The following is a 22,603-nucleotide window of genomic DNA, read 5'->3' as shown; positions in this document are numbered from 1 at the left end:
CCCCTAAATATCCTTATTTTTGCAGCAAACAAATATTGTCATGAATAAATGTGATCAATGCATTGTACGCCAGTTAAGCTCACTAAAAGCCCTTAACAAAGAAGAAGTTATTAAATTAGCCAGCAGTAAAACGACTTACAAAATTAAAAAAGGTGAAGCTCTTTTTGAAGAAGGCGAAGTAACCAATGGTGTTTTCTGTGTAAAGGACGGAGTTGGAAAACTTTCAAAACTGAGCGCAAACGGAAAAGATCAAATTGTAAAATTGGTCAAATCTGGTGAACTTCTTGGACAACGCTCTATGATTAGCAATGAGCCTGCAAATTTGACTGCAAAAGCGATTGCCGATATGGAAGTTTGTTTTATTCCTAAAACTGAAATAATCAATTTCTTTAATAACAACAATCAGTTTTCTTTAAATATGATGCAGTCTGTATGCGAAGATTTAAAGGAATCTGAGAACGAAAAAATTGCCTTAGTTCAAAAAACTGTTAAGCAAAGACTTGCTGAAACCTTATTACATTTACATGATGAATTTGGCGAAGATGCTGATAAAACACTTAAAGTTCAGCTAACAAGAGAAGAACTTGCGGGTATCATTGGTACTGCAACAGAAAGCTGTATTCGTTTATTATCTGATTTTAATAAATTAGGATTAATAGAGTTAGTTGGTAAAAAAATTATGCTTAAAGATGTTCGTGCTTTAAAGAAATTGGCCGACAACTAAAGTTTTTTAGCCTCGTTCCAAAAGACATCCATTTCTGTTAGCGTCATATCCATTAACGGTTTCCCTAATTCGTTTGCTTTACTTTCCAGGTATTGAAAACGTTTAATGAATTTTTTATTGGTTCTTTCTAAAGCATCTTCTGGATTTACATTCAAAAATCGAGCATAATTAATCATCGAAAACAAAACATCTCCGAATTCATCTTCGATTTTGTCTTGATTTCCCGATTTTACTTCGTCTTGCAATTCCTGCAATTCTTCTTGCACTTTATCCCAAACCTGATGAGGTTCTTCCCAATCAAAGCCCACACCTTTAACTTTATCTTGAATTCGGCTTGCTTTCACTAAAGCAGGAAGACTTCTCGGAACACCTTCTAAAACAGATTTTTTACCTTCTTTTAGTTTTAGTTTTTCCCAGTTTTGTTTTACTTCTTCTTCATTTTCTACTTTTACGTCTCCATAAATATGAGGATGACGATGAATTAGTTTCTCGCAGATTTCATTACATACATCAGCAATATCAAAATCGTTGGTTTCACTTCCTATTTTGGCATAGAAAACAATGTGAAGCAGTAAATCTCCCAATTCTTTTTTAACTTCATTTAAATCATTATCCAAAATGGCATCTCCCAACTCATACGTTTCTTCGATTGTTAAATGTCTTAATGTCTGAAGGGTCTGCTTTTTATCCCACGGACATTGCTCACGAAGTTCATCCATGATATTCAATAATCTCTCAAATGCTTTTAACTGGTTTTCTCTACTCATTTTGAAGTTTCTTTTGATTTAAACTCGATTCTGTAAAATTAAAAAATCCTGTCAAGAAAACATCTTAACAGGATTATATATGTTTAAAGAAAAACTATTATTCTTCTTTTTTAGCTTTTGCTTTTTTAGCTGCTGGAGCTTTTTTTGGTTTTTCAGCAGCAACTGGAGCTTCTTCTTTTGGTTCTTCAGCTGCAGGAGCTAAATCTGTAACTAAACCTTTTGCTTGAAGCGTGTTGTACCAGCTTAATACTTTTTTGATATCCGATGGATAAACTCTTTCTTCGTCGTAATCAGGAAGGATTTGTTTAAAATATGCTGACAAAGTAGCATTATCTTCTTTATGAGAGATAGCTTGTCCTTTGTTTTCTTTAACGGCAATCTGCTGCATTACTTCAGTTAACGGTTTTTCGCCTTCATAAGTATAAATCGAAATTTCAGACAATAAACTTACATTGCTTTTTAGATTTACAGTAATCTTCTTCCCATCAATTAATGATTCCGCCACAAAACCTGTACGAGTTTGTACTTTTAATTCGTATAAACCTGGTTTTCCTGAAATGGCTAAAATTTTCGTTAAATTCATTTTTATTAAAATTAGTATTAAGAATTTTATTTATTTTTTGTTTCTAAGTATTTAGAAAACTTATCTTGCTTTTTTAGCTGCAAAAAATTTCATTCTATATTCTTGAGACGTTTTTCCTTCAGTAATATTTTTCAATTTCTTTTGGATTAAACGTTTTTTAAGAGAGGAAATCTTATCTGTAAACAAGATTCCTTCAATATGGTCGTATTCGTGCTGGATAACTCTTGCGATTAATCCGTCAAAAACTTCCGTTTTCATTACGAAATCTTCTTCACAATATTCGATTGTAACAGTTGGTTTTCTGTAAACGTCTTCACGCACATCAGGAATACTCAAACAACCTTCATTAAATCCCCACTCTTCTCCTTCTTCTTTAACGATTTTAGCATTGATAAAAGTTTTCTTGAAACCTTTCAAATCTTTTTGTTCCTCTGAAGGAAGATCCTCATCATCACTAAAAGGCGTTGTATCTATCACAAACAAACGAATTGGCAGTCCAACTTGCGGTGCTGCAAGTCCAACTCCATACGCATTGTACATCGTCTCGTACATATTTGCGATCGTTTCTTTTAGGTTTGGATATTCTGGTGTAATATCCTGCCCTACTTTTCTTAAAACAGGATCACCGTATCCTACAATTGGTAAAATCATTTGTTTTTATTTATGTTTTAATGTGCTGAAAAACCAGAATTAAAGTTCTGATATTTCAGCTGGCAAAAATAGTAAAAAATAGTCAATGAATAATTCTTATACGGCATTATATCATATTTTTTACCTGTTACTAAAAATCTCATCCATAATTATGCCAAAATCACTCCTACAATTCTTACCTTTGTTAGTAAACCTCTTTTTATGATTGATAGAATTTCGAAATTTACTAACAGTACTTCCTTTCTCAATGCTTCTAAAGTAACTATTGCTTCTGTTGTTCCTGTCTTAGTTCTAAATTTTCTCGGTCATTTCGAAATTGGTTTTACAATTGCGCTTGGTGCTTTTTATACTTATCCCAGTGATATTCCGAGTTCTCTTAGTCATAAAATAAAAGGATTAATCGCTGCTTCTTTTATTGTTTCTGGAGTTAATCTTTTGGTAAATCTTGTTTACCCATTTCCTTTACTTTTTTACATCTTTTTAGGCTTTCTACTGTTTTTATGCTCTATGATTTCGGTTTACGGACAGCGAGCCACTTTGATTTCCTTCTCTGCCTTATTGTCGATTTCCTTATCCTTCGGACATTTGCACGAAGGTTGGGAAGCTTTTGAATATTCAGGTTTCATTTTTATTGGAGGAATTCTGTATTTAATTGTGTCTCTGGTTTTCCATTTTGTACAGCCTTATAAATATGTAGAATTACAGATTGCTGAAGGAATAAAACTTACTGCCAAATATTTAAAACTAAGAGGTGATTTATGGAGCCCTGAAGCTAATAGAAAAGCAATTATAGAAAAACAGCTGGCTGTACAGGTAGAATTGAATCTTATTCATGAAGATTTAAGAAAAATGCTAATTGGAAACCAGAATGCCTCTGGAACTACGAGCCAGAACAGAAAAATGCTTTTGGTTTTTATCACATTAGTTGAAATTCAAGAATTAGCACTATATACTTCTTTCGATCACAGTAAACTTCATGAAAAATTTGCCAAGCATCCTGATGTTTTAAGAACATATCAGAATGTTGCGTACAAATTGGCCTCAACTCTAAAAAAGCTTTCAAAAAATGTCAGTCACATTAGCGTTTATGTTGACAAACATGATTTGAAAAACGAATTGGATGCGCTTGAATTTGCCATTTTTGATTACGAAAAATCATTAGGAAAAGAGGAAGCTGCAGAAGGTGTTTTAATGCTGACCAATATGCTGAAATATGCTAAAAATCAGGTTGGAAAAATTAAAACGATTCAACGTGCGCTTTCTTTGGCAATGCAGTCCTATAAACTAAAAGATCAAGATAAAGAGCTCGAAAAATTCTTGACACCGCAATATTATCCATTACGAACTTTAATCGAGAATTTAAGCTATTCCTCTTCTATTTTCAGACATTCGATACGATTAACAATTACTATTTTGATTGGTTTTTTTCTTGGACAGGTTCTGCCATTTCAAAACGTATATTGGATTCTCCTTACTATTGTAGTAATCATGCGTCCTGGTTATGGTTTAACCAAAGAACGATCGTATAACAGAATGTTTGGAACTATTTTAGGAGGAATTATAGCTTTCGGAATCGTCTCTGTTATTCAGAATCACGTTGCACTAAGCATCTTCTCTATTGTATGTATGCTTCTTGGAATTTCATTTACCCAAATCAATTACAAGATTAGCGCGACATTTGTTACAATGTATGTCGTTTTTATCTACGGAATTTTAACTCCAGACATCAATGAAGTTATTCAATACAGAATATTAGATACGCTCGCAGGAGCAACTTTAGCTTTTATTGCCAATCAGTTTTTATGGCCTGCTTGGGAATTCATCAACACACCTATTCATATTGAGAATACAATTCGCGCCAATAGAAATTACCTAAAAGAGATTGCCGATTTTTATAATAAAAAAGGTGAAGTACCAACTTCATATCGTCTAGCGCGAAAAAATGCCTTTGTTGAAATAGGAAATTTAATGACTTCTTTTCAGCGTATGATGCAGGAACCTAAGTCGAAACAAAAAACAATGCCTTTGGTAAATAAATTAGTAGTTTTAAATCACTCGTTATTATCTGCTTTGGCATCGCTATCAACTTATATTCAGTCACACCAAACAACATCTGCATCAGATTCTTTCAATTACATTATCAAAACTATTCTAGCCAATCTCGATCATTCGATTTCTGTTTTAAGAAATGAAGTTGTTATACAAGATACTTTTTTCGAAAAAGAAGATGTGACTTTACAATTTGAAGAATTAAAACGCAGACATTTTACACGTTTAGCCGAAGATGATGATTTAGACAAAGAAACCCGTCAGGCCAAAATGCAAGAAGCACAAATGGTTATTGAACAATTAATCTGGATGAGTAATCTGGCAGAAAAAATTCTAAAAAACACAACCGACTTAAAAGCAACAAATCCAGATTAATTCATCTGGATTTGTTTTTAATATTGAAATATGAGAAGCTTAATTTAATTTTAAAACTTCTGCTGTTTGTTTTCTAAGCTGTTCCAAAAGTTCCGGCTTATCATTTAAAGTTTGTCCATAAGACGGAATCATTGTTTTTAATTTCGCTTGCCATTCTGGTGTTTTGATTTGATTTGTAAAACATCTGCTTACCAAATCAACCATAATTGCTACAGCTGTAGAAGCACCTGGAGAAGCACCCAATAAAACTGCTAAAGTTCCATCATGCGTATTGATAACTTCTGTACCAAATTCTAAAACCCCACCTTCTTTTTCATCTTTTTTGATAACCTGAACACGCTGACCTGCTTTTTCTAATTTCCAGTCTTTTGAGCGCGCTGTTGGAAGATATTCGCGTAAAGCTTTCATTCTGTCTTTTGGAGACTGACGCACCTGCTCGATCAAATATTTCGTTAAAGGAATATTATGATATCCTGCCGCAAGCATCGGAATTAAATTGTTTGGTTTAATAGACATTGGCAAATCTAAATAAGAACCATTTTTTAGGAAACGTGTTGAGAATCCTGCAAATGGACCAAAAAGAAGTGCTTTCTCTCCATCAATTACACGAGTATCAATATGAGGAACAGACATTGGAGGAGCTCCAACACTTGCTTTTCCGTATACTTTTGCTTGGTGTTTTGCAATTACTTCTGGATTTGTACATTTCAGCCATTGTCCGCTTACAGGGAAACCTCCATATCCATTTCCTTCAGGAACATTTGCTTTTTCTAATAACGGAAGAGAACCTCCTCCTGCACCAATAAATACAAATTTAGTATAGGCTTTACGAGTATTTCCTGTTGACAAATCTTTAATTTTAATTCTCCACGATTTGTCTTCACGCTGTCTTAGCTTTTTAACTTCATGATTGAAGAACAAAGAAACACCGTCTAGCTTTTCTAAGTAATTAAACATACTTCTTGTTAAAGCTCCAAAATTGACATCGGTACCAATTTCCATATGTGTTGCTGCTAATTTCTCATCAGCATTTCTGCCTTCCATTACCAATGGCATCCATTTTTGAAGCTGTTCAAAATCGGTGCTAAAAGTCATGTCAGCAAAGATTGGATTGCTCTGAAGCGCTTCGAATCTCTTTTTTAAATAATTTACGTTTTTATCTCCCCACACAAAACTCATATGAGGTACGCTTTTAATAAAATTATCCGGAGACGGCACTTTATTTTGCTGTACTAAGTAAGACCAAAACTGGCGAGAAATCTCAAATGATTCTGCTATGCTTATTGCTTTTTTAGGATCTATGCTTCCGTCTGCCTTTTCTGGAGTATAATTTAGTTCACAAAAAGCAGAGTGTCCCGTTCCTGCATTATTCCAAGCATCAGAGCTTTCTGCTGCAGCAACATCTAATCTTTCGTAAATTTCAATTTTTATATCTGGTTGTAATTCTTTCAAAATTACTCCAAGAGTGGCACTCATTATTCCAGCGCCAATGAGTACTACATCACTATTTGAACGTATGGTTTCGTCAGGCATAACAGTATTTTTATTTAAAGTGCAAAGGTACTTTTTTAATTGCAAAAAAAAACTAATTTTTAGATGATAAAAGTTAGGATTTTCTAAAAACCATTAAATTATAAATAAAAAATACGGCGAACAACGCTATTTTTTTGCGGAAAGATAATCCTGAAGCAGAATTGTGGCAGAAATTTCATCTATTAAACCTTTGTTCTGACGCTGTTTTTTACTTAAACCGCTGTCGATCATGGTTTGGAATGCCATTTTTGAAGTAAAACGCTCATCAACACGAATCACTTTCATGTCTGGAAAAATATTCGAAAAGTGAGTTACAAATCCGTTAATCACAGAAGCACTTTCAGATGGCTGTCCGTTCATCTGTTTTGGTTCGCCAATCAAAACCGCTTCGACTTTTTCTTTAGCAAAATAATCTTTCAAAAAGTCAACCAAAGTATGAGTAGGAATCGTTGTTAAGCCTGAAGCAATAATCTGCATTTCGTCTGTAACTGCAATTCCTGTGCGTTTTTGTCCGTAATCTATAGAAAGGATTCTTGGCATGTTTTAAATTTTTATAAAATATAGAAAGTAAAATTATAATCTTTAAAGAGAGTCTTTATATTTTATAAAACTGAAAACGAAAATAATGTTTTTATCGACATCAACTTCATAAACAGAAATGTAACCTTTAAAAACATAATCCCTAATATTTTCATTATCAAAATACCTTGATTTTTTAAAGAGAAAGGGATGTTTTAAATCTTTTTTAATATTTCTAAGCAAATCTTTCCTAAACTTTAACGCTGCTCTAGGTTTATCTTTATAAATATAACGAACTTGTTCTTTTAATAATTCTAGAAATTCATTCGAAATTTTAATTGTCATATTCCGAAAATGTATTGTCTAAAATTGAATCTGCTTCATCTACTGAATACAACTTTTCATTACCACTTTTTAATTTAGCATAAGCGGCATGCACCTTTCTCTTATCATTTTCAAAATCAGAATCTTCTTCAATAATTGTCAATTCAGAAGGAGAAAATTCACTTAATAACTTAAGCACTTTCTCTCTAATTTCTGGTTGAAATTCTAATCTAATCGCTTCCATAATGCTTTCATTTTACAATACAAATATAAAGCTTTTTAGATTCATGTTTTTTAAATTAAACTTAAAAACAAAAATCCGCCTTGAAAACTCAAGACGGACTTTTATCCAAATATTCAAACCTAAAAAATAACTCAATTTATCTTCCGAACAAACGGCTGAAAAAACCTCTGTGTTCTTCTTCCTCTCCTGCATCCTCTTCTTCAGAATAATTAGCAAACTTAGATTGTGACTTTTCATGTTCGTAAATCAGCTCCTTAATATATTCAACGTAAGTTCTCTTTTTCTCTTCTAAGAATCCGATCAAGTACTTTTCGCTAAATTCTACACCGCTTGCAGCTTCGATCTGCAATAACTTTTTATACAAAGGTTCAATATGCAATGCAATTACTTCTTGCGGTACAGCTTGTCTTCTACCAAAAAAATTTACAATAACGTCGTTTTCATCGCGGGCAATTTCAAAATCTGTAATTACCCAATAGTATCTTCCAGACTTTGCAAGATTTTTTACAATAGCATGAAAGTTTTTTCCGTTTTTAAGATTTTCCCAAAGCACTTTAAAAATTACTTTCGGCATATCCGGGTGACGTATGATATTATGAGGCTGCCCCATTAACTCATAGTCTTCGTAACCGCAAACATCTACAAATACTTCGTTGGCGTATTCTATAATTCCGTATGCGTTTGTTTTACTCATAATAACCTGAGTTTTATCCCAGCTTACTTCTTTGTCTATAATTACTCTGTTTTGAAGGTGATTTTCTTGATTCATATTTTACTGCTTATATGATTATTTATGGAATGGAATGTTGATCAACACTGCGAAAGTAAAGCGAAGAAAAAGCAGAAATCCTGACTTTTGTCATATTTTGATATAAAAAAAACTTTTAGTGGTAGTAACATTAATCAAAAACACATATCAACTTTATTAACTCTACAAATAAGAAACAAAAAGTTAAATCTGTAACATTTTCAACTAGTTTTGCTTTTTTGCATTTCTACAAATACGTTATCTTTGCCAAAAAATTAAACGTATGAATTCTTTACAGACTATAATTGAACAAGCTTGGGAAAACAGAGCTTTATTGCAAGAAACTACAACTACTAATGCCATTAGAGAAGTTATCGAATTGGTAGATGCAGGAAAATTACGTGTTGCTGAACCAGTTGGTGACAAATGGCAAGTAAACGAATGGGTTAAGAAAGCAGTTGTGATGTATTTCCCGATTCAGAAAATGGAAACATGGGAATCTGGTATTTTTGAATACCACGATAAAATGTTGCTAAAAAGAAATTATGCTGAAAAAGGAATCCGTGTGGTACCAAATGCTGTTGCACGTTACGGAGCTTACATCTCAAGCGGTGTAATCTTAATGCCAAGTTACGTAAACATTGGTGCTTATGTTGACGAAGGAACAATGGTTGACACTTGGGCAACTGTAGGAAGCTGTGCTCAAATTGGTAAAAACGTTCACTTAAGTGGTGGTGTTGGTATTGGTGGTGTTCTTGAGCCATTGCAAGCCGCTCCAGTAATCATTGAAGATGGTGCTTTTATCGGATCTCGTTGTATCGTTGTTGAAGGTGTTCACGTTGGTAAAGAGGCAGTTCTTGGAGCTAACGTTTGTTTGACAGCATCTACTAAAATTATCGATGTTACAGGTGACGAACCAGTTGAAATGAAAGGTTATGTACCAGCTCGTTCTGTAGTTATCCCTGGAAGCTACACTAAGAAATTTGCTGCTGGAGAATACCAAGTTCCTTGTGCATTAATCATTGGAACTCGTAAACCATCTACAGATTTAAAAACTTCTTTGAACAATGCGCTTCGTGAGTACGATGTTGCTGTATAGGTTTTAAAAGATCTAAATATTAAAAATCCAAATTCCATTTTTATTATTGGAATTTGGATTTTTTTTTACTTGTTATTTTTTTGAAGTTTTATAAGCTTAGCATATTTCATATAGGAGAAAAAAGCCTGAATCATTGCGATTGACAATCCGTCGAGACCATTGAAGATTCCTTTCTTGAAGAAATAACAGCGAACAAAAGCTACAGTTCCGTTAAGGACAGGCTTAAACGCGCCAATTCTTTTTCCTTGATCGTATAATTGTTGTGCATGCCATCCCGAATATTGATTCTTTTTAGCAATAATTTGATCAAAAGAATCCCAGCCGTAGTGTAAAATATGTACAGCAACTTTTTTCTCATTTTGAGCAACAATTTTCTGATGCACTTTAGATTCTGAAGGATGAGCTGTTTGTTTGTTAAAAAAACGAACTTTATGATCTGGATACCATCCTGAAAAATCAATTAATTTATCTGCCAAAAAGTTTTTTACTCTAAAACTCATGGCATCATAGTTTCCTTCCAGATATTTTTTCTTTAGAATAAATTCTTCAGCGTCTTTATCTAGAAACTCATCTGCATCAAGATTTAAAATCCAGTCGTTTTTACAAAAAGGCAATCCGTGTGTGCGCTGCGGACCGTCTCCTAAAAATGTTTGCTGAATAACTTGTGCTCCTTTTTCTTGAGCTATTTCTACCGTACGATCTTTACTAAAAGAGTCTACAATAATAACTTCGTCACAAACTTTAAATAAGGCATCTATACATTTTCCAATGTTTTTTTCTTCATTGAATGTAATAACCAAACCACTAATTCCCATTGTTCATTTTAATTTGTTGAGCACAAAAATATAACTTTTTAATTTAGTTTAATCTTATTAATACCATCACTTGTACACTTCATAAAATAGTTTGTATTTTAGCCTTCTAATTGAACAAATACCCAAATGAGAATATTAGTCATTCAACAAAAAAGAATCGGAGACGTCTTAACAAGTACAATTATCTGTAACAATCTTAAAGCCAAGTTTCCTGACTCAACAATTGACTATATGTGTTATCCTAATTCGATTGATGTTCTTTTAGAAAATCCGAATATTGATAACATTATACCAGTGACTAATAAAATCAGAAAATCGACTTTTGGGTTTATTAAGTTCATTTTTGAGATGCGAAGAAAAAAATACGATGCTGTAATAGATGTTTACAGTAAGTTAGGAACTAGTCTAATCACATTTTTCTCTGGCGCAAAATATAAAGTTTCGTACCATAAATGGTATTCTAATATTTTTTACAATTATAGCTATCAACGTTTTGATGCTATAAAATCAGAATTTGGTCTGGCGATTGAAAACAGACTTTTATTGCTTAAACCTTTTTTCTCTGAAAAGATAACAAACGTAAAACCGAAAATCTTTTTAAAAGAATCTGAGATTACCGAAGCAAAAAATATTTTAAAAAGCTATAATGTAGATTCTGAAAAACCATTGATCATGTTTGGAATTTTAGGAAGCGAGCACTATAAAACTTATCCGCTTGACGGAATGGCAAAAATTATTGATTTTACTGTAGCCAAAACAAACGCAACCATTCTCTTTAATTATATTCCAAACCAGAAAGAACAAGCTTTGGAGGTTTACAACCATTGCTCTGAAGAAACAAAAAAACATATTATTTTTGATTTATACGCTACCGATTTACGTCAGTTTTTAGCATTGCTTTCTCAATGCGAAATGCTGATAGGAAACGAAGGTGGCGCTGTAAATATGGCAAAAGCGCTTGAAATTCCAACCTTCTCTATTTTCACTCCTTCTGTTAGAAAAGAAACTTGGCAATTGTTTGAAAATGAAGCAAAAAATGCTTCTATCCATTTAAAGGACTTAAAACCTGAAATCTACGAGAAGCATACAGAGCAATACATAAAAGAGCATACTTTTGAATATTATGCTGAATATCCGTTGGAATTAATGCTTCAAAAGCTAGAAACTTATTTTCAAGAATATAAAAATTGAAAAAAGTAAAAGGAATTTCCAATGAATAGTGAAAAGCAGAAATTATCAGTTCTGATTATTACGCTTAACGAAGAACATCATATAAAATCTCTTCTTGAAGATGTTGATTTTGCTGATGAAATCATTGTTGTTGATTCCTATAGCACCGATAAAACAGTAAGTATCGTTGAGTCTTTTGCCAATGTAAAACTAATTCAACATCATTTTACCAATTATACTTCTCAGCGAAATTTTGCCTTAGATCAAGCCAAAAATCAATGGATTTTATTTATTGATGCTGATGAAAGACTAACATCTGAATTAAAATCTGAAATCGTTACAGCAATTAATTCTAAAAATGCGGCAAGCGCTTATTTTATCTATCGCATTTTTATGTTTAAAAATAGCCGGCTGAATTTCAGCGGCTGGCAAACCGATAAGATTTTCAGACTTTTTGATAAATCAAAGTGCCGATATAATGAGGAAAGAACCGTTCATGAAAAATTAATTGTTGACGGAAAAATTGCTTCTTTAAAAAACAAAATCATACATTATTCTTATTCTTCTTATAACGATTATAAATCAAAAATGTATAATTACGGAATCCTTAAAGCGAATGAAAAATTTGCAAAAGGAATAAAACCTTATTTCTTAATGCAACTTTTCCACCCTTTATATACTTTCATGTATCAGTTTATAATCCGTTTTGGCTTTTTGGATGGCAAAAAAGGTGTAGTTATATGCTATCTCAATGCCTACAGCGTTTATATTCGCTATAAAGAATTAAGAAGAATTACTTCTTCCAGAATTTAAGCTTCTTTTTCAAGCGTTTTTTTCTGTAAAACTTCTCCTGAAAATCTGAAGTATATTTCCATAAAGTCTCAAAAATCTTCTCTTCGGATTCTGCTTTATAATATTTAGCATATTCATTACTCATTGTTGCCACCATTTCTTCTAAAGGCGTTAAACGACAAAGGTTTTTCATACGCATTTCAAAAGACATAGAATTGTGAAATTCCATTCTGTTTAAGTCAACCAAAAAGAAATCATAATTTCCGCTGGCATTCTTTTTAATTAAAGTATTTCCTGGAGAATGGTCCAAAAATTCAATTCCTTTTTCGTGAAGATCGAAACTAAATTTAGTAAACTGCCTTAAGATATTTTCGCGATCTGGAAAATCAGGTATTTCCACCAACTCTCTATACGTGAGATCACATTGTAATTGCTCACTCACGTAAAAGCTCTTTTCTAAACCTAATATTGATGAAAATTCGGTAAATGCAATAGGTTTTGGAGTTCCAACACCCAAATCCAACAATTTGTTTGCAAACTCAAAAGAGCGTTTTGCTTTTGATTTTCTGAAGTATTTATAAGCGATTTTATTGATAAAGTGCGGAACTTTAAACGATTTTATGTTTATTTTTTTATCGTCTAAATCAAAAAGTTTTATCTGATTGCGCTGGCCAATTACAAAGTCCTCTCCTTTTGTATCGAAAAAACGAATATATTCAAGAAGAATATTTTCAAATTTTTCATATCCGCGATTTAATCTTAAAATCATAAAAATTGTTTCAGCAAATTTAGCTAGTTTTACCAACTAATAAAAACTATTTCGTAGATAATGCATATTACTCTTATAAGTTTAGACAACTGGGGACTTAACAAACATATAGCGGCAGAATTAGAAAAACAAGGCCATACGGTTCGTCATATCGATTTTAATACTTTCAAATATAAATACCCTTCCGTATTTCATAAAGTATATAATGTAATCTTAAAAGCGTTTTTCAAAACAAATTTGAAACATCAGCATTACGGAAAAGAAATCATCAATGAATTAAAGAAAAATAACCAGATTCAAGATGTGATTTTAACTATAAAAGGCGATTTTATAACTCCTAAAAGCATTTTAGAATTTAAAAATTACACCAAAAAATCGATCGGTTTTTTTAATGACAACATTTATCGTTGCCCAAAAATCAAACGTGTTCTTCATTGTTTTGATGAGGTTTTCTCATTCGAAAAAGAAGACTGCGAAAACTTCAATTTAAAATTTGCTCCAAACTGGATTTATAATTCAGAAAACGCAATCCATAATAATCAATTTGAATATGATGTTTTCAATATCAGTTCAATTGATAAGCGACTTCCAATACTTAAAAGAATTGCGGCTAATTTAGCTTCGCAGAATTCAAAATTCAAATTCATTGTTTATGATAAAAAACAGAAAGACAATGACGAAAATATCACTTACATAAAAAGCCACATGCCTTTGAGCGAAGTAAATGATTATATCAATCGCTCGAAAGTGCTTTTAGACATTAATCGACTTGGTCAAATCGGACTTACTTTCAGAGTTTTTGAGAGTTTGGGTTTAGATAAGAAGCTGATAACTACCAATGCAGATATCAAAAACTACGATTTTTACAATCCGAATAACATTTTGATTATTGACGAAAAAAATCCTGTCATACCTGCAGCTTTTTTTGAAAATGAATATGAGAAGATTCCAGATTCTATTTTGAGTAAATACACCTTAAATGGCTGGACAAATCGTGTTATTTTTAAAGACAACCTTACTTCATAATTAATAATAAAACACCATTTTGTTCTTGTAAGGATTCGTATTTTGTTTAGGATAATTTTAACCATAATATTTTTGCAGTTGAAAATGTTTCCTATTTTTGCCGAAATATTAAAAATCTGTTAAAAAATATCTCAATAAAAAGCTATCCTCTCAAAAAATGACATTAACCTTCTTGCTTTGTTCTTTCCTCATCTTATTTGCTCTAGTTATTTCTGTGGTATTTACTAATAGAACGGTAAAAATTCATGTGCAAGAAGTTCGTTTTCCAGAAATTGATGGTTTAAGAGGTTATTTAGCATTTTTTGTTTTCTTACACCATAGTTATATCTGGCGTTATTTTCTTCAAAAGGGCGAATGGGAAGAACCAAAATCAAATTTATTCAATCACTTTGGACAAACTACGGTTGCTTTTTTCTTTGTGATTACGGCTTTTTTATTTACTCTAAAATTAATCTATAGTAAAAACAAGCAAATCAATTGGTCTGCATATATCAATGCCCGTCTATATAGACTTTTCCCGATGTATCTTTTTTCAGTTGGGATTATTTTTTTAATTGCAGGTTATTTAACCAATTTCAAATCCAAAATTCCTTTTTCAGAAAACTTACTGGCCATACTTTCCTGGATATTTTTCAATGTTAAAAAGGGATTAAACATCAACGGATTAGAAGATAGCTTCTTGCTAAATGCCGGTGTAACTTGGACATTGCCATATGAATGGGCTTTCTATTTTTTACTGCCTCTTATTGCACTATTTTTCAAGATTAAAGTAAATCATAAAGTCATTGTGTCATTTACCATTGCAGCCGCTCTTATAATGATCATCAATGGCGCATCCTTGAGACACTTCCTGCCTTTTATTGGAGGTATTATTGCCGCTTTAGTAATTAGCAAAAATGTATTTGACACTATTTTAAAACAAAAAAAATATACAGTTTTAGCTATTTTACTAATTGTATGCTCCGTTTATTTTTTCAATAGCGGAAGAAAACCAATTCCAATTATTATCACTACAATCGTATTTATAATCATTGCTTCTGGAAATAACTTTTTTGGCATTCTTTCTAGTACTTTTTCACGAAAATTTGGACAAATAACATATAGTATTTATTTACTTCATGGTACATTGTTATTTATCCTTTTTCATTTTATTATTGGTTATGAAAGAGCTAAAGAGTTAACAGATTTTGAATTTTGGTCTATCATTGCTATATCTATTTTACCATTAATTCTTATCAGTCAGCTAACATTCAAGTACATTGAGCACCCACTTATGGAATTTGCAAAGACGAAATCAAAATCGACCTCTGTAAAATCATAAGCATTTCCTTTCTTCAAAACACTTTTTAAAGCTTTATAATTTCCATTTACAAAGCCTTTAGAAAAACAATTACAAGTAAAATTTATAACTTTGCGGTCTTAATGAAGTAAATTATAATTTGTAAAATGAACGAGGAAATCATCAACGCATACGAAGCAATTAAAAACGGAGGTATAATTTTGTACCCGACTGATACCGTTTGGGGAATTGGCTGTGATGCTACAAATGCAGAAGCTGTTGCTAAAATCTATAAATTAAAACAGCGAGCAGAAACCCAAAGCATGATTGTTTTAATGAACAGCGAAAAAATGATGTATAATGTTTTTAAAGACATTCCTGAAGTTGCATGGCAAATTATGGATTTATCTGAAAAACCAACTACTTTAATTTTGGATGATGCAAGAAATGTTGCACCAAACATCATTGCTGCCGACAAATCTCTTGGAGTTAGATTAGTTAAAGAACCTTTCTGCTATAAATTGATGGAAAGAATGAAAAAACCTTTGGTTTCTACTTCAGCTAATATTTCTGGACAGCCAACACCGCAAAGTTTCAAAGACATAAGTCCCGAAATTATCAATGGCGTCGATTATGTGGTAAAATTAAACCAAGACAAAGTAAACGGAAAATCTTCAACCATTATCAAATTGACCAGAGATTCGCAAGTAAAAGTAATTCGTAAATAGTTTTTTTGTTTCAGGTTTCGGGTTTCAAGTTTCAAGTTTCAAGTTTTTGAAAAAACTTTGAGTATAGTTTTTACCGCAAAGTACGCAAAGAAGATTTTATGAAGAATCTAAATAGAGCTAAAAAAAGTTCGCAAAGCTTTATCAAAATAAGCTTTGCGAACTTTTTCATTTTAATGGCTCTAAAAAATCTTGGCGACCTTTGCGTAATTCTTTGCGCACTCCGCGGTTAAAAAAATTAGAACCTTAGTACCTTAGCAACTTAGACCGTTTTCAAACTCTCAATCAGCCAATCAACATCTTCTTTGGTGTTATAATGACTAAATGAAATTCGGAGATTTGGTAATTTTAAATCGCTCTCCGAAAGCATTTCGTTTAAAACATGCGAAGGTTTTATACTTCCAGATTGGCAAGCGCTTCCTCTAGAAACTGCGATTCCTTTCATATCTAAACTAAAAAGCAGCATCGAAGTTTTGTCTGATGAAAAAGGCAGAATAATATTGATGATATTATAGAAATCATCTTTTTTTCCGTTGATTCTAAAATCTGGAAAATGAATTTCTAACTGCTCAATCAGATAATTTTTTATTCCTAAAATATAGGCTCTTTCTTCATCTAGTTTTTCGTATGAAATAGATAAAGCTTTTGCCATTCCAGCAATCTGATGCACAGCTTCCGTTCCCGCACGTAATCCTTTCTCTTGTTCACCTCCAAAAAGCAAAGGTTGCAAACCAGAATTTTTTCTGATAAAAGCAAATCCAATTCCTTTTGGTCCGTGAAACTTATGCGCACTAGCCAAAATAAAGTCAACAGGAGTCTTTTGCAGGTCAATTTCGGTTTTCCCAATAGACTGAACCGTATCCGAATGAAACAAAGCGTTATACTGATTGCAAATCAAGCTAACGCGATCTAAATCTAAAATAGTTCCCGTTTCGTTGTTTACATGCATTAAACTTACTATTGTCTTTTTTTCATCAGACAATAAATTTGACAAATGCGTTAAATCTAGACTTCCGTCTGCGTTTACATTAACGTAATCAACCTGAATATTGTATTCTTCCTGAAGCGCCCAAACGGTGTGTAAAACCGCATGATGTTCAATCTTTGAAGTAATAATCCTTTCAACTTTTAAATCTTCCACAGCAGAACGCAAAATCCAATTGTCGGCTTCAGTTCCGCCAGAAGTAAAAATGATTTCTTGAGCAGTACAATTTAAATGTTTTGCAATACTCTTTCTTGAAAGTTCTAATATTGTTTTACCGTTTCGCCCAAAGCTATGTGTAGACGATGGATTTCCGTAATCCTCAAGCATTATTTTTGTCATTTCCTGAATTACTTCAGGACGCATGGCAGTTGTTGAGGCATTATCTAGATATACTTTTTTCATTGCTGCAAAGTTAAGAAATATCAATTGTCAAATCTTAAATATCATTTGGCAATTTTTTCACTATTTTTGACCCAAATAAATTTTACGATGAAAAAATATGCTGCCCTCCTATTATTTGCTCTTTTCTTAAACGGATGCGATGATGGAGATTTGACTGTAGATAAAATAGATTTTGAAGATATTGCAGAATCTCAAGCTTGCGATGTTACAACAAATACCTTGCTTTACAAACTTAAGCCTCAGGAAGCTTTACTACTTCAAATGCCAGAAGGATCTATTAAAAATGATCCAGGAGACTACACTTATACTATAGACGCAAAAGCATATAATGTTGTTTATAGAGCTTATGACGGAGCTGTTGCAAAAGAAAATATTTGCGGTTTAATTCCTCCAAGCACTCCAAAAGTAACTGAGGAATGGCTTGGAACAAATGGTATAATTGAAATTTCGACAACTCAAAATGAAGAACCAAACAAGACTGACGATGGTACAAGAATAACAGGATATACGCATAGTATAATTTTTAAAAATATAACTTTTCAAAAACCTGCTGGAGATCAGATTGAACCAAAATTTGAGTTTGGATTGTATAAAACTATAGTAACACCAGCCAATCTTACTTTTAGAACAAACCCAAATGGTTCGGCTTATGAGTGTGACGAAGTTGCTAGAGTTTACAATTACAACAATACATTTTATTTATCTATTGACGATATCGATCCAACATTGTTTGCAGAACCCATTACTCCAGGTCAGTCTCGTACAAGTTTAATAACTGCAACACAGAATAAAGTATTTTACAAAACTGCAAAAGAAGGAACTGGATCTATAACACCAGCTTTTGTTTGTTCTAAAATACAGCCATCTGCACCTGCAATTGAAGAAACATGGACAGGCCAACTTGGAGTTGCTAATACAAGTGGAATTATAGAAGTAACCACTACATTAACTGGACAAGTTTATGAGCACACAATCGTGCTTAAAAATGTAACTTTACAAAAAGGAAACAGCAGCTTCAAATTAGGAAGTAGTTTCGTTCTTGGAAAAATTACCAGACCAAAAACAATCTAAAAAAAGAGATTTTCTGAAAAGAAATCTACAAAAATAATTCTTACAAAAAAATGTCTGTTTTTTGAGATGATTTTATAACTAAATCGAATCAAAAAACAGACGTTTTTTTTATGCTTTACAGTAAGCTGTTTTATGCTTTTAAAAGCTGTTTTATTTATTGTTTTGTCTTATATAAACTTCAGTAGCTCCAAGTCCATATTTCTGATAATTGGCATCTTTAAAATCAATTCCGTCATAACGGCCCAATAAAAAATCAAGTTCGGCTTTTAAAATTCCTTCACCAACACCATGAATAAAAACGATTTTCGGAATACGGTTTCGCATCGCAAATTCGATATGTCTTTTTGCCGTTTCTGTCTGTAATGTCAAGATATCATAGTTTGACATTCCGCGTTTATTTTTAACCAATTTTTCGATATGCAAATCAAATTCTGGAACGCCAACATCACGCTTTTCTTTCTTTTCTTTGACGAAACTTCTCGGTTTGGGTTCGGTTTTCTCTTTTGAAACCTCATCTAAATTAATTCTTTTAATAGAATTCATTAAATTACTGGTTTCTTGAATCTTAAGTAGTTCATTGACTAAAAATGTCATCATAAAACCATCTTCAGTTTCAATTAAAACTTCGTTATTTTTAACCGAAACCACCGTTCCGTTTATGGCTTCATCTAATACTGAAACCTTATCTCCTTTTACCAGCATCCTACTCCTCTTTATCGTTATTTTTACTTGGTGTTTTTGCACTCAATTGCATCATTCCGAACATGAAAACTACAATTGCAGCAATCATGATATAGATGTTTTTTTCTTCCGAAACCTGTTCGTATAACGCAACCGAAATCGCAAGAATCATTATTATAATTTTAAAAGTTTTCATCCTTTCTTTTATTTTGAGATTTCAAAAATATAAAACTTTCAGATAGCGCTTCAATACTGCCCAAACGTTTGTCATATTTTTTTAGTAAAATTGCAAAAAAGATCTGCCATGAGTTTAGAAAAATATATGCTTCCTTGTATGTTCAAAACCGTATTTGGTTATGACTGTTTAGGATGCGGTTTTCAGCGTTCTCTATTCTTACTTTTTCAAGGCGAATTTTTGGCAGCTTTTAAAATGTATCCCGCCATTTATACTTGCCTTTTACTCTTCGTTTTTTCAGCATTTCATTTCTTAGATAAGTCCAGAAATTATAAAAAACTAATTTGGAGAATGGCCATTATAAATCTATTTTTTATGCTTGGCGGTTACTATTTCAAACACTTTTATTTTTAGATTTTAGATTTTAAATATCTTTCACTTCTTAATCTGATCCAAAATATCGTTCATCATTTCTATTTGAACTTTTTGAATTTCGATTAATTCTTGCTGCTGATGCATAATCAAATGATCAATTTTATCGTGAATCAATCTAATCTCCAATTCTGATTTTAGATTAATCATAAAATCTTTTTTAGCACGATTACGATCCTTCTCTTCCTGACGGTTTTGACTCATCATAATTACGGGCGCCTGCAAAGCTGCCACACAAGACAAAATTAGATTTAAGAGGATAAACGGATAGGGATCAAATCCTTTGTTTAAAAAAATAAAAACATTTGAGGCAATCCAAACCGTAATAAAAACCACGAAAGAAATAATAAAAGTCCAGCTTCCTCCAAAATCAGCCACTTTATCGGCTACTATCTGCCCTAGATTTCTCGTCTCTTCCTCTTCTTCTACAATGCTTACAATCGATTTATCTTCCTTTAATGAAGAAATAACATTCTTCTCCATTGCAGAAAGTGCTCCAATTTCAGAAGAAAGATAATTTGATATATATTTTTGACGGTAAACATTTAATTCATTTATAGAAATACAGTCTTCAGCATCAAAATCAGGATATTCTTTTTTAATTAATCCCAAAATAGGATCGTGAATTGCCCTTCCGTATATTTTTTCATTTTCAGGAAAAGAAATGCCAGAAATGTCACTTTTAAATGTTTGATTGTTTTTCATTTTAGTATATTTTAAAAGCTAATTTACGCAATAAACTTCTTAAGAATTGCATAAAAAAGAACAGTTTACAATTCGTTTTTTATCACAAATCAAACCTTGTAAAGAAAATTTCTTTAGTTAAATCGTGGTTTTATTTCCAAAAAACGCCTTACTTTTAACGTTCCAAAATTATTCACTCATTTTTACCATTGTGACAAAAGACAATATCATACAAAACATAAGAGCTTTAAAGAGCCATTCACACATAAATTACGGCATTAAAACCAAAACGGAAGACTTTACAGAAAAGCTTTTTTACACGCTATTTGATTCTAATGCTGCGTTGGACGAGAGCATTGACGAATTAGAGTTTCGTTTTAAAGAAATTGCGGTTTTGGCTTGCAAAAAACCTCAAAATTTATGCGAATCTATTTGGGATCGTTTCTTAGAAAAACTTCCAGGAGTTTTAGAAAAATTAAATCAGGATGCCGAATATATACTTGAAAATGATCCCGCTTCAAACAGCATTGATGAAGTTTATCTGGGCTATCCCGGATTTTATGCCATTGCAATTTACAGACTAAGCCACGAATTATATCATCTCGATTTATTGCTTTTTTCTCGACTAATGAGCGAATACGCGCATAGAATCACAGGTACAGATATTCATGCTGGTGCCGATATTGCATCGCCATTTTTTATTGATCACGCGACAGGTATTGTAATTGGAGAAACCTCAGTTATTAAAAAACATGTAAAAATCTATCAAGGGGTTACGCTTGGCGCATTAAGCGTAAGCAAAGAAATGAAAAATGCCAAAAGACATCCAACTGTAGAAGCCAATGTTTGCATTTATGCCAATGCAACAATTTTAGGAGGAGAAACTGTAATTGGAAAAAACAGTATTGTTGGAGGAAACGCCTGGATTACAAAATCGATTCCTGAAAATTCTATTGTAACCAACACTACTACCACTGAAGTCAAAATAAAAGAAAAAAAATAAAATGAATTCACATAAATTATTAAACCTAATTGGCAATACTCCGTTAATGGAAACTGTCAATCTAGTTAAAAATAAAAATGTAAAACTTTTACTAAAACTAGAAGGAAACAATCCAGGAGGAAGTGTAAAAGACAGGGCTGCATACAACATGATTGCTGCGGCACTGGAACGTGGCGACATCAAAAAAGGAGATAAATTAATTGAAGCAACCAGTGGAAATACAGGAATTGCTTTAGCCATGATTGCACAGTTATTTGGTATTGAAATCGAATTGGTTTTACCAGAAGATTCAACCAAAGAGCGTACTCAAACTATGCGCGCTTATGGCGCAACTGTGATTCTTACGCCTGCAAACGAAGGAATTATAGGTTCTAGAGATTATGCAGATAAAAAAGTCGCTCAAGGCGGATATTTGATGCTGAATCAGTTTGCTAATGATGATAACTGGAAAGCACACTACAAAACAACGGGTCCTGAAATTTGGAATGATACCGATGGAACAGTAACACATTTCGTTTCTGCTATGGGAACAACTGGAACCATTATTGGAACTTCTACTTATTTGAAAGAAAAGAATCCAAACGTACAGATTATCGGCGCACAGCCAAGCGATGGTTCACAGATTCCAGGAATTCGTAAATGGCCACAAGAATACTTACCGAAAATATTTGATGCTTCTAAAGTGGATACCGTTATCGATGTAAGCGAGGAAGAAGCGCGCGCAATGACTAAAAGACTGGCTCTTGAAGAAGGTGTTTTTGCAGGAATGAGCAGCGGAGGTTCTGTTGCTGTTGCCTTAAAAATCGCCGAACAATTAGAATCCGGAGTTGTGGTTGCTGTAATCTGCGATCGCGGTGATCGTTATTTGTCTTCGGATTTATTTGATTAGCAAAGATGCTAAGTTGCTAAGACTCTAAGCTTCTAAGTTGAAAAAACAACAAAAACTTAGTCACTTAGAGTCTTAGCAGCTTAGAAACT

The 22,603-nt window shown here is 32.6% G+C and carries 26 protein-coding genes; 12 read left to right on the top strand and 14 right to left on the bottom strand.

Annotated elements, in window-relative coordinates:
- Nucleotides 1–40 precede the first annotated feature (40 nt).
- Nucleotides 41–724, top strand: coding sequence for a Crp/Fnr family transcriptional regulator (locus DMA14_RS07720; RefSeq protein ID WP_111366650.1), 684 nt, complete (start codon nt 41–43; stop codon nt 722–724).
- On the opposite strand, the gene mazG is transcribed toward DMA14_RS07720, so the two are convergent.
- From mazG to def, 3 genes are all read right to left on the bottom strand, one after another.
- The gene (gene mazG / locus DMA14_RS07715; protein WP_111424177.1) at nt 721–1,491 is read right to left on the bottom strand and encodes a nucleoside triphosphate pyrophosphohydrolase; all 771 of its coding nucleotides are present in this window, start codon (nt 1,489–1,491) and stop codon (nt 721–723) included. The genes DMA14_RS07720 and mazG overlap by 4 nt on opposite strands.
- Nucleotides 1,492–1,588: 97 nt before the next feature.
- Entirely contained in the window at nt 1,589–2,074 is a 486-nt protein-coding gene (locus tag DMA14_RS07710; protein ID WP_008462651.1) for a DUF5606 family protein, read from the bottom strand.
- Nucleotides 2,075–2,134: 60 nt separating this feature from the next.
- Nucleotides 2,135–2,725, bottom strand: a complete 591-nt coding sequence (def, locus tag DMA14_RS07705) for a peptide deformylase (RefSeq protein WP_008462650.1) — start codon at nt 2,723–2,725, stop codon at nt 2,135–2,137.
- Between the two features lie 201 nt (nt 2,726–2,926).
- On the opposite strand from def, the gene DMA14_RS07700 reads away from it, so the two are divergent.
- Nucleotides 2,927–5,149, top strand: coding sequence for an FUSC family protein (locus DMA14_RS07700; RefSeq protein WP_111424176.1), 2,223 nt, complete (start codon nt 2,927–2,929; stop codon nt 5,147–5,149).
- Between the two features lie 39 nt (nt 5,150–5,188).
- Here DMA14_RS07700 and DMA14_RS07695 read toward each other — a convergent pair whose 3' ends face one another.
- The 5 genes from DMA14_RS07695 to DMA14_RS07675 all read right to left on the bottom strand — a co-directional run bounded on the left by DMA14_RS07695 (nt 5,189) and on the right by DMA14_RS07675 (nt 8,538).
- The gene (locus DMA14_RS07695) at nt 5,189–6,682 is read right to left on the bottom strand and encodes a malate:quinone oxidoreductase (protein WP_111424175.1); all 1,494 of its coding nucleotides are present in this window, start codon (nt 6,680–6,682) and stop codon (nt 5,189–5,191) included.
- Between the two features lie 126 nt (nt 6,683–6,808).
- Nucleotides 6,809–7,222 carry a Holliday junction resolvase RuvX gene (gene ruvX / locus DMA14_RS07690; RefSeq protein ID WP_111424174.1) on the bottom strand — a complete coding sequence of 138 codons (414 nt, stop codon included), beginning with the start codon at nt 7,220–7,222 and terminating at the stop codon, nt 6,809–6,811.
- A 42-nt stretch (nt 7,223–7,264) separates the two neighbouring features.
- On the bottom strand, nt 7,265–7,546 hold the full coding sequence (locus tag DMA14_RS07685) for a type II toxin-antitoxin system RelE/ParE family toxin (protein WP_111424173.1): 282 nt from the start codon (nt 7,544–7,546) through the stop codon (nt 7,265–7,267).
- Nucleotides 7,536–7,769, bottom strand: a complete 234-nt coding sequence (locus tag DMA14_RS07680) for a hypothetical protein (RefSeq protein ID WP_111424172.1) — start codon at nt 7,767–7,769, stop codon at nt 7,536–7,538. The genes DMA14_RS07685 and DMA14_RS07680 overlap by 11 nt, the downstream gene beginning before the upstream one ends.
- Before the next feature lie 136 nt (nt 7,770–7,905).
- A complete protein-coding gene (locus DMA14_RS07675) occupies nt 7,906–8,538 on the bottom strand; it encodes a PAS domain-containing protein (RefSeq protein ID WP_111378541.1) in 633 nt (210 codons plus the stop codon).
- 262 nt (nt 8,539–8,800) lie between these two features.
- On the opposite strand from DMA14_RS07675, the gene DMA14_RS07670 reads away from it, so the two are divergent.
- Nucleotides 8,801–9,616 (top strand): 2,3,4,5-tetrahydropyridine-2,6-dicarboxylate N-succinyltransferase, encoded by an 816-nt coding sequence (locus DMA14_RS07670; protein WP_111424171.1) that lies wholly within the window; start codon nt 8,801–8,803, stop codon nt 9,614–9,616.
- Nucleotides 9,617–9,681: 65 nt separating this feature from the next.
- On the opposite strand, the gene DMA14_RS07665 is transcribed toward DMA14_RS07670, so the two are convergent.
- On the bottom strand, nt 9,682–10,431 hold the full coding sequence (locus DMA14_RS07665; protein WP_111424170.1) for a glycosyltransferase family 2 protein: 750 nt from the start codon (nt 10,429–10,431) through the stop codon (nt 9,682–9,684).
- Between the two features lie 126 nt (nt 10,432–10,557).
- Here DMA14_RS07665 and DMA14_RS07660 point away from each other — a divergent pair, with 126 nt between their 5' ends.
- Entirely contained in the window at nt 10,558–11,622 is a 1,065-nt protein-coding gene (locus DMA14_RS07660; RefSeq protein WP_111424169.1) for a glycosyltransferase family 9 protein, read from the top strand.
- Nucleotides 11,623–11,643: 21 nt separating this feature from the next.
- Complete coding sequence (locus DMA14_RS07655) at nt 11,644–12,414, top strand: glycosyltransferase family 2 protein (protein WP_111424168.1); 771 nt, start codon at nt 11,644–11,646, stop codon at nt 12,412–12,414.
- On the opposite strand, the gene DMA14_RS07650 is transcribed toward DMA14_RS07655, so the two are convergent.
- Entirely contained in the window at nt 12,395–13,162 is a 768-nt protein-coding gene (locus DMA14_RS07650) for a lipopolysaccharide kinase InaA family protein (RefSeq protein WP_111424315.1), read from the bottom strand. The genes DMA14_RS07655 and DMA14_RS07650 overlap by 20 nt on opposite strands.
- A 60-nt stretch (nt 13,163–13,222) precedes the next feature.
- Between DMA14_RS07650 and DMA14_RS07645 the strand changes: the two genes are divergently transcribed.
- From DMA14_RS07645 to DMA14_RS07635, 3 genes are all read left to right on the top strand, one after another.
- Nucleotides 13,223–14,188 carry a CgeB family protein gene (locus DMA14_RS07645; RefSeq protein ID WP_111424167.1) on the top strand — a complete coding sequence of 322 codons (966 nt, stop codon included), beginning with the start codon at nt 13,223–13,225 and terminating at the stop codon, nt 14,186–14,188.
- A 157-nt stretch (nt 14,189–14,345) separates the two neighbouring features.
- Complete coding sequence (locus DMA14_RS07640; RefSeq protein WP_111424166.1) at nt 14,346–15,509, top strand: acyltransferase family protein; 1,164 nt, start codon at nt 14,346–14,348, stop codon at nt 15,507–15,509.
- Between the two features lie 125 nt (nt 15,510–15,634).
- Nucleotides 15,635–16,195, top strand: coding sequence for an L-threonylcarbamoyladenylate synthase (locus DMA14_RS07635; protein ID WP_111424165.1), 561 nt, complete (start codon nt 15,635–15,637; stop codon nt 16,193–16,195).
- Between the two features lie 259 nt (nt 16,196–16,454).
- Here the strand turns inward: DMA14_RS07635 and DMA14_RS07630 are convergent, their stop codons facing one another.
- Nucleotides 16,455–17,579: a cysteine desulfurase family protein gene (locus DMA14_RS07630; protein WP_111424164.1), complete on the bottom strand. Its 1,125-nt coding sequence runs from the start codon at nt 17,577–17,579 to the stop codon at nt 16,455–16,457.
- 87 nt (nt 17,580–17,666) lie between these two features.
- On the opposite strand from DMA14_RS07630, the gene DMA14_RS07625 reads away from it, so the two are divergent.
- Nucleotides 17,667–18,650 carry a hypothetical protein gene (locus tag DMA14_RS07625; protein WP_111424163.1) on the top strand — a complete coding sequence of 328 codons (984 nt, stop codon included), beginning with the start codon at nt 17,667–17,669 and terminating at the stop codon, nt 18,648–18,650.
- 150 nt (nt 18,651–18,800) lie between these two features.
- Here the strand turns inward: DMA14_RS07625 and DMA14_RS07620 are convergent, their stop codons facing one another.
- On the bottom strand, nt 18,801–19,352 hold the full coding sequence (locus DMA14_RS07620; protein ID WP_111424162.1) for a Smr/MutS family protein: 552 nt from the start codon (nt 19,350–19,352) through the stop codon (nt 18,801–18,803).
- Nucleotide 19,353: 1 nt separating this feature from the next.
- A complete protein-coding gene (locus tag DMA14_RS22900) occupies nt 19,354–19,527 on the bottom strand; it encodes a hypothetical protein (RefSeq protein ID WP_008462622.1) in 174 nt (57 codons plus the stop codon).
- Nucleotides 19,528–19,635: 108 nt separating this feature from the next.
- Here DMA14_RS22900 and DMA14_RS07615 point away from each other — a divergent pair, with 108 nt between their 5' ends.
- A complete protein-coding gene (locus DMA14_RS07615) occupies nt 19,636–19,920 on the top strand; it encodes a DUF2752 domain-containing protein (protein WP_111424161.1) in 285 nt (94 codons plus the stop codon).
- A 21-nt stretch (nt 19,921–19,941) separates the two neighbouring features.
- Here the strand turns inward: DMA14_RS07615 and DMA14_RS07610 are convergent, their stop codons facing one another.
- A complete protein-coding gene (locus DMA14_RS07610) occupies nt 19,942–20,643 on the bottom strand; it encodes a DUF1003 domain-containing protein (protein WP_111424160.1) in 702 nt (233 codons plus the stop codon).
- Between the two features lie 190 nt (nt 20,644–20,833).
- On the opposite strand from DMA14_RS07610, the gene DMA14_RS07605 reads away from it, so the two are divergent.
- Together DMA14_RS07605 and cysM are read left to right on the top strand one after the other, a co-directional pair.
- Nucleotides 20,834–21,625, top strand: coding sequence for a serine O-acetyltransferase (locus DMA14_RS07605; protein WP_111424314.1), 792 nt, complete (start codon nt 20,834–20,836; stop codon nt 21,623–21,625).
- Between the two features lies 1 nt (nt 21,626).
- Nucleotides 21,627–22,514: a cysteine synthase CysM gene (gene cysM, locus DMA14_RS07600; RefSeq protein WP_111424159.1), complete on the top strand. Its 888-nt coding sequence runs from the start codon at nt 21,627–21,629 to the stop codon at nt 22,512–22,514.
- The last annotated feature ends 89 nt before the right edge of the window (nt 22,515–22,603 follow it).

This window comes from Flavobacterium sharifuzzamanii (assembly GCF_003254585.1).
In the GTDB taxonomy this organism is placed as follows: domain Bacteria; phylum Bacteroidota; class Bacteroidia; order Flavobacteriales; family Flavobacteriaceae; genus Flavobacterium; species Flavobacterium sharifuzzamanii.
Note: the sequence above shows the minus strand (reverse complement) of the source record. Positions and strands in the feature narration are given on the sequence as shown.

What these genes read in the sequence shown, in the direction of transcription:
- DMA14_RS07610 (WP_111424160.1), bottom strand. Translation starts at nt 20,643, where the DNA reads ATGAAAAACAATCAAACATTTAAAAGTGACATTTCTGGCATTTCTTTT.
- DMA14_RS07655 (WP_111424168.1), top strand. Translation starts at nt 11,644, where the DNA reads ATGAATAGTGAAAAGCAGAAATTATCAGTTCTGATTATTACGCTTAAC.
- def (WP_008462650.1), bottom strand. Translation starts at nt 2,725, where the DNA reads ATGATTTTACCAATTGTAGGATACGGTGATCCTGTTTTAAGAAAAGTA.
- DMA14_RS07700 (WP_111424176.1), top strand. Translation starts at nt 2,927, where the DNA reads ATGATTGATAGAATTTCGAAATTTACTAACAGTACTTCCTTTCTCAAT.
- DMA14_RS07695 (WP_111424175.1), bottom strand. Translation starts at nt 6,682, where the DNA reads ATGCCTGACGAAACCATACGTTCAAATAGTGATGTAGTACTCATTGGC.
- ruvX (WP_111424174.1), bottom strand. Translation starts at nt 7,222, where the DNA reads ATGCCAAGAATCCTTTCTATAGATTACGGACAAAAACGCACAGGAATT.
- DMA14_RS07675 (WP_111378541.1), bottom strand. Translation starts at nt 8,538, where the DNA reads ATGAATCAAGAAAATCACCTTCAAAACAGAGTAATTATAGACAAAGAA.
- DMA14_RS07625 (WP_111424163.1), top strand. Translation starts at nt 17,667, where the DNA reads ATGAAAAAATATGCTGCCCTCCTATTATTTGCTCTTTTCTTAAACGGA.
- DMA14_RS07635 (WP_111424165.1), top strand. Translation starts at nt 15,635, where the DNA reads ATGAACGAGGAAATCATCAACGCATACGAAGCAATTAAAAACGGAGGT.
- DMA14_RS07670 (WP_111424171.1), top strand. Translation starts at nt 8,801, where the DNA reads ATGAATTCTTTACAGACTATAATTGAACAAGCTTGGGAAAACAGAGCT.
- DMA14_RS07650 (WP_111424315.1), bottom strand. Translation starts at nt 13,162, where the DNA reads ATGATTTTAAGATTAAATCGCGGATATGAAAAATTTGAAAATATTCTT.
- DMA14_RS07665 (WP_111424170.1), bottom strand. Translation starts at nt 10,431, where the DNA reads ATGGGAATTAGTGGTTTGGTTATTACATTCAATGAAGAAAAAAACATT.
- DMA14_RS07660 (WP_111424169.1), top strand. Translation starts at nt 10,558, where the DNA reads ATGAGAATATTAGTCATTCAACAAAAAAGAATCGGAGACGTCTTAACA.
- DMA14_RS07640 (WP_111424166.1), top strand. Translation starts at nt 14,346, where the DNA reads ATGACATTAACCTTCTTGCTTTGTTCTTTCCTCATCTTATTTGCTCTA.
- DMA14_RS07720 (WP_111366650.1), top strand. Translation starts at nt 41, where the DNA reads ATGAATAAATGTGATCAATGCATTGTACGCCAGTTAAGCTCACTAAAA.
- DMA14_RS07685 (WP_111424173.1), bottom strand. Translation starts at nt 7,546, where the DNA reads ATGACAATTAAAATTTCGAATGAATTTCTAGAATTATTAAAAGAACAA.
- DMA14_RS07620 (WP_111424162.1), bottom strand. Translation starts at nt 19,352, where the DNA reads ATGCTGGTAAAAGGAGATAAGGTTTCAGTATTAGATGAAGCCATAAAC.
- mazG (WP_111424177.1), bottom strand. Translation starts at nt 1,491, where the DNA reads ATGAGTAGAGAAAACCAGTTAAAAGCATTTGAGAGATTATTGAATATC.
- cysM (WP_111424159.1), top strand. Translation starts at nt 21,627, where the DNA reads ATGAATTCACATAAATTATTAAACCTAATTGGCAATACTCCGTTAATG.
- DMA14_RS07615 (WP_111424161.1), top strand. Translation starts at nt 19,636, where the DNA reads ATGAGTTTAGAAAAATATATGCTTCCTTGTATGTTCAAAACCGTATTT.
- DMA14_RS07710 (WP_008462651.1), bottom strand. Translation starts at nt 2,074, where the DNA reads ATGAATTTAACGAAAATTTTAGCCATTTCAGGAAAACCAGGTTTATAC.
- DMA14_RS07645 (WP_111424167.1), top strand. Translation starts at nt 13,223, where the DNA reads ATGCATATTACTCTTATAAGTTTAGACAACTGGGGACTTAACAAACAT.
- DMA14_RS22900 (WP_008462622.1), bottom strand. Translation starts at nt 19,527, where the DNA reads ATGAAAACTTTTAAAATTATAATAATGATTCTTGCGATTTCGGTTGCG.
- DMA14_RS07630 (WP_111424164.1), bottom strand. Translation starts at nt 17,579, where the DNA reads ATGAAAAAAGTATATCTAGATAATGCCTCAACAACTGCCATGCGTCCT.
- DMA14_RS07680 (WP_111424172.1), bottom strand. Translation starts at nt 7,769, where the DNA reads ATGGAAGCGATTAGATTAGAATTTCAACCAGAAATTAGAGAGAAAGTG.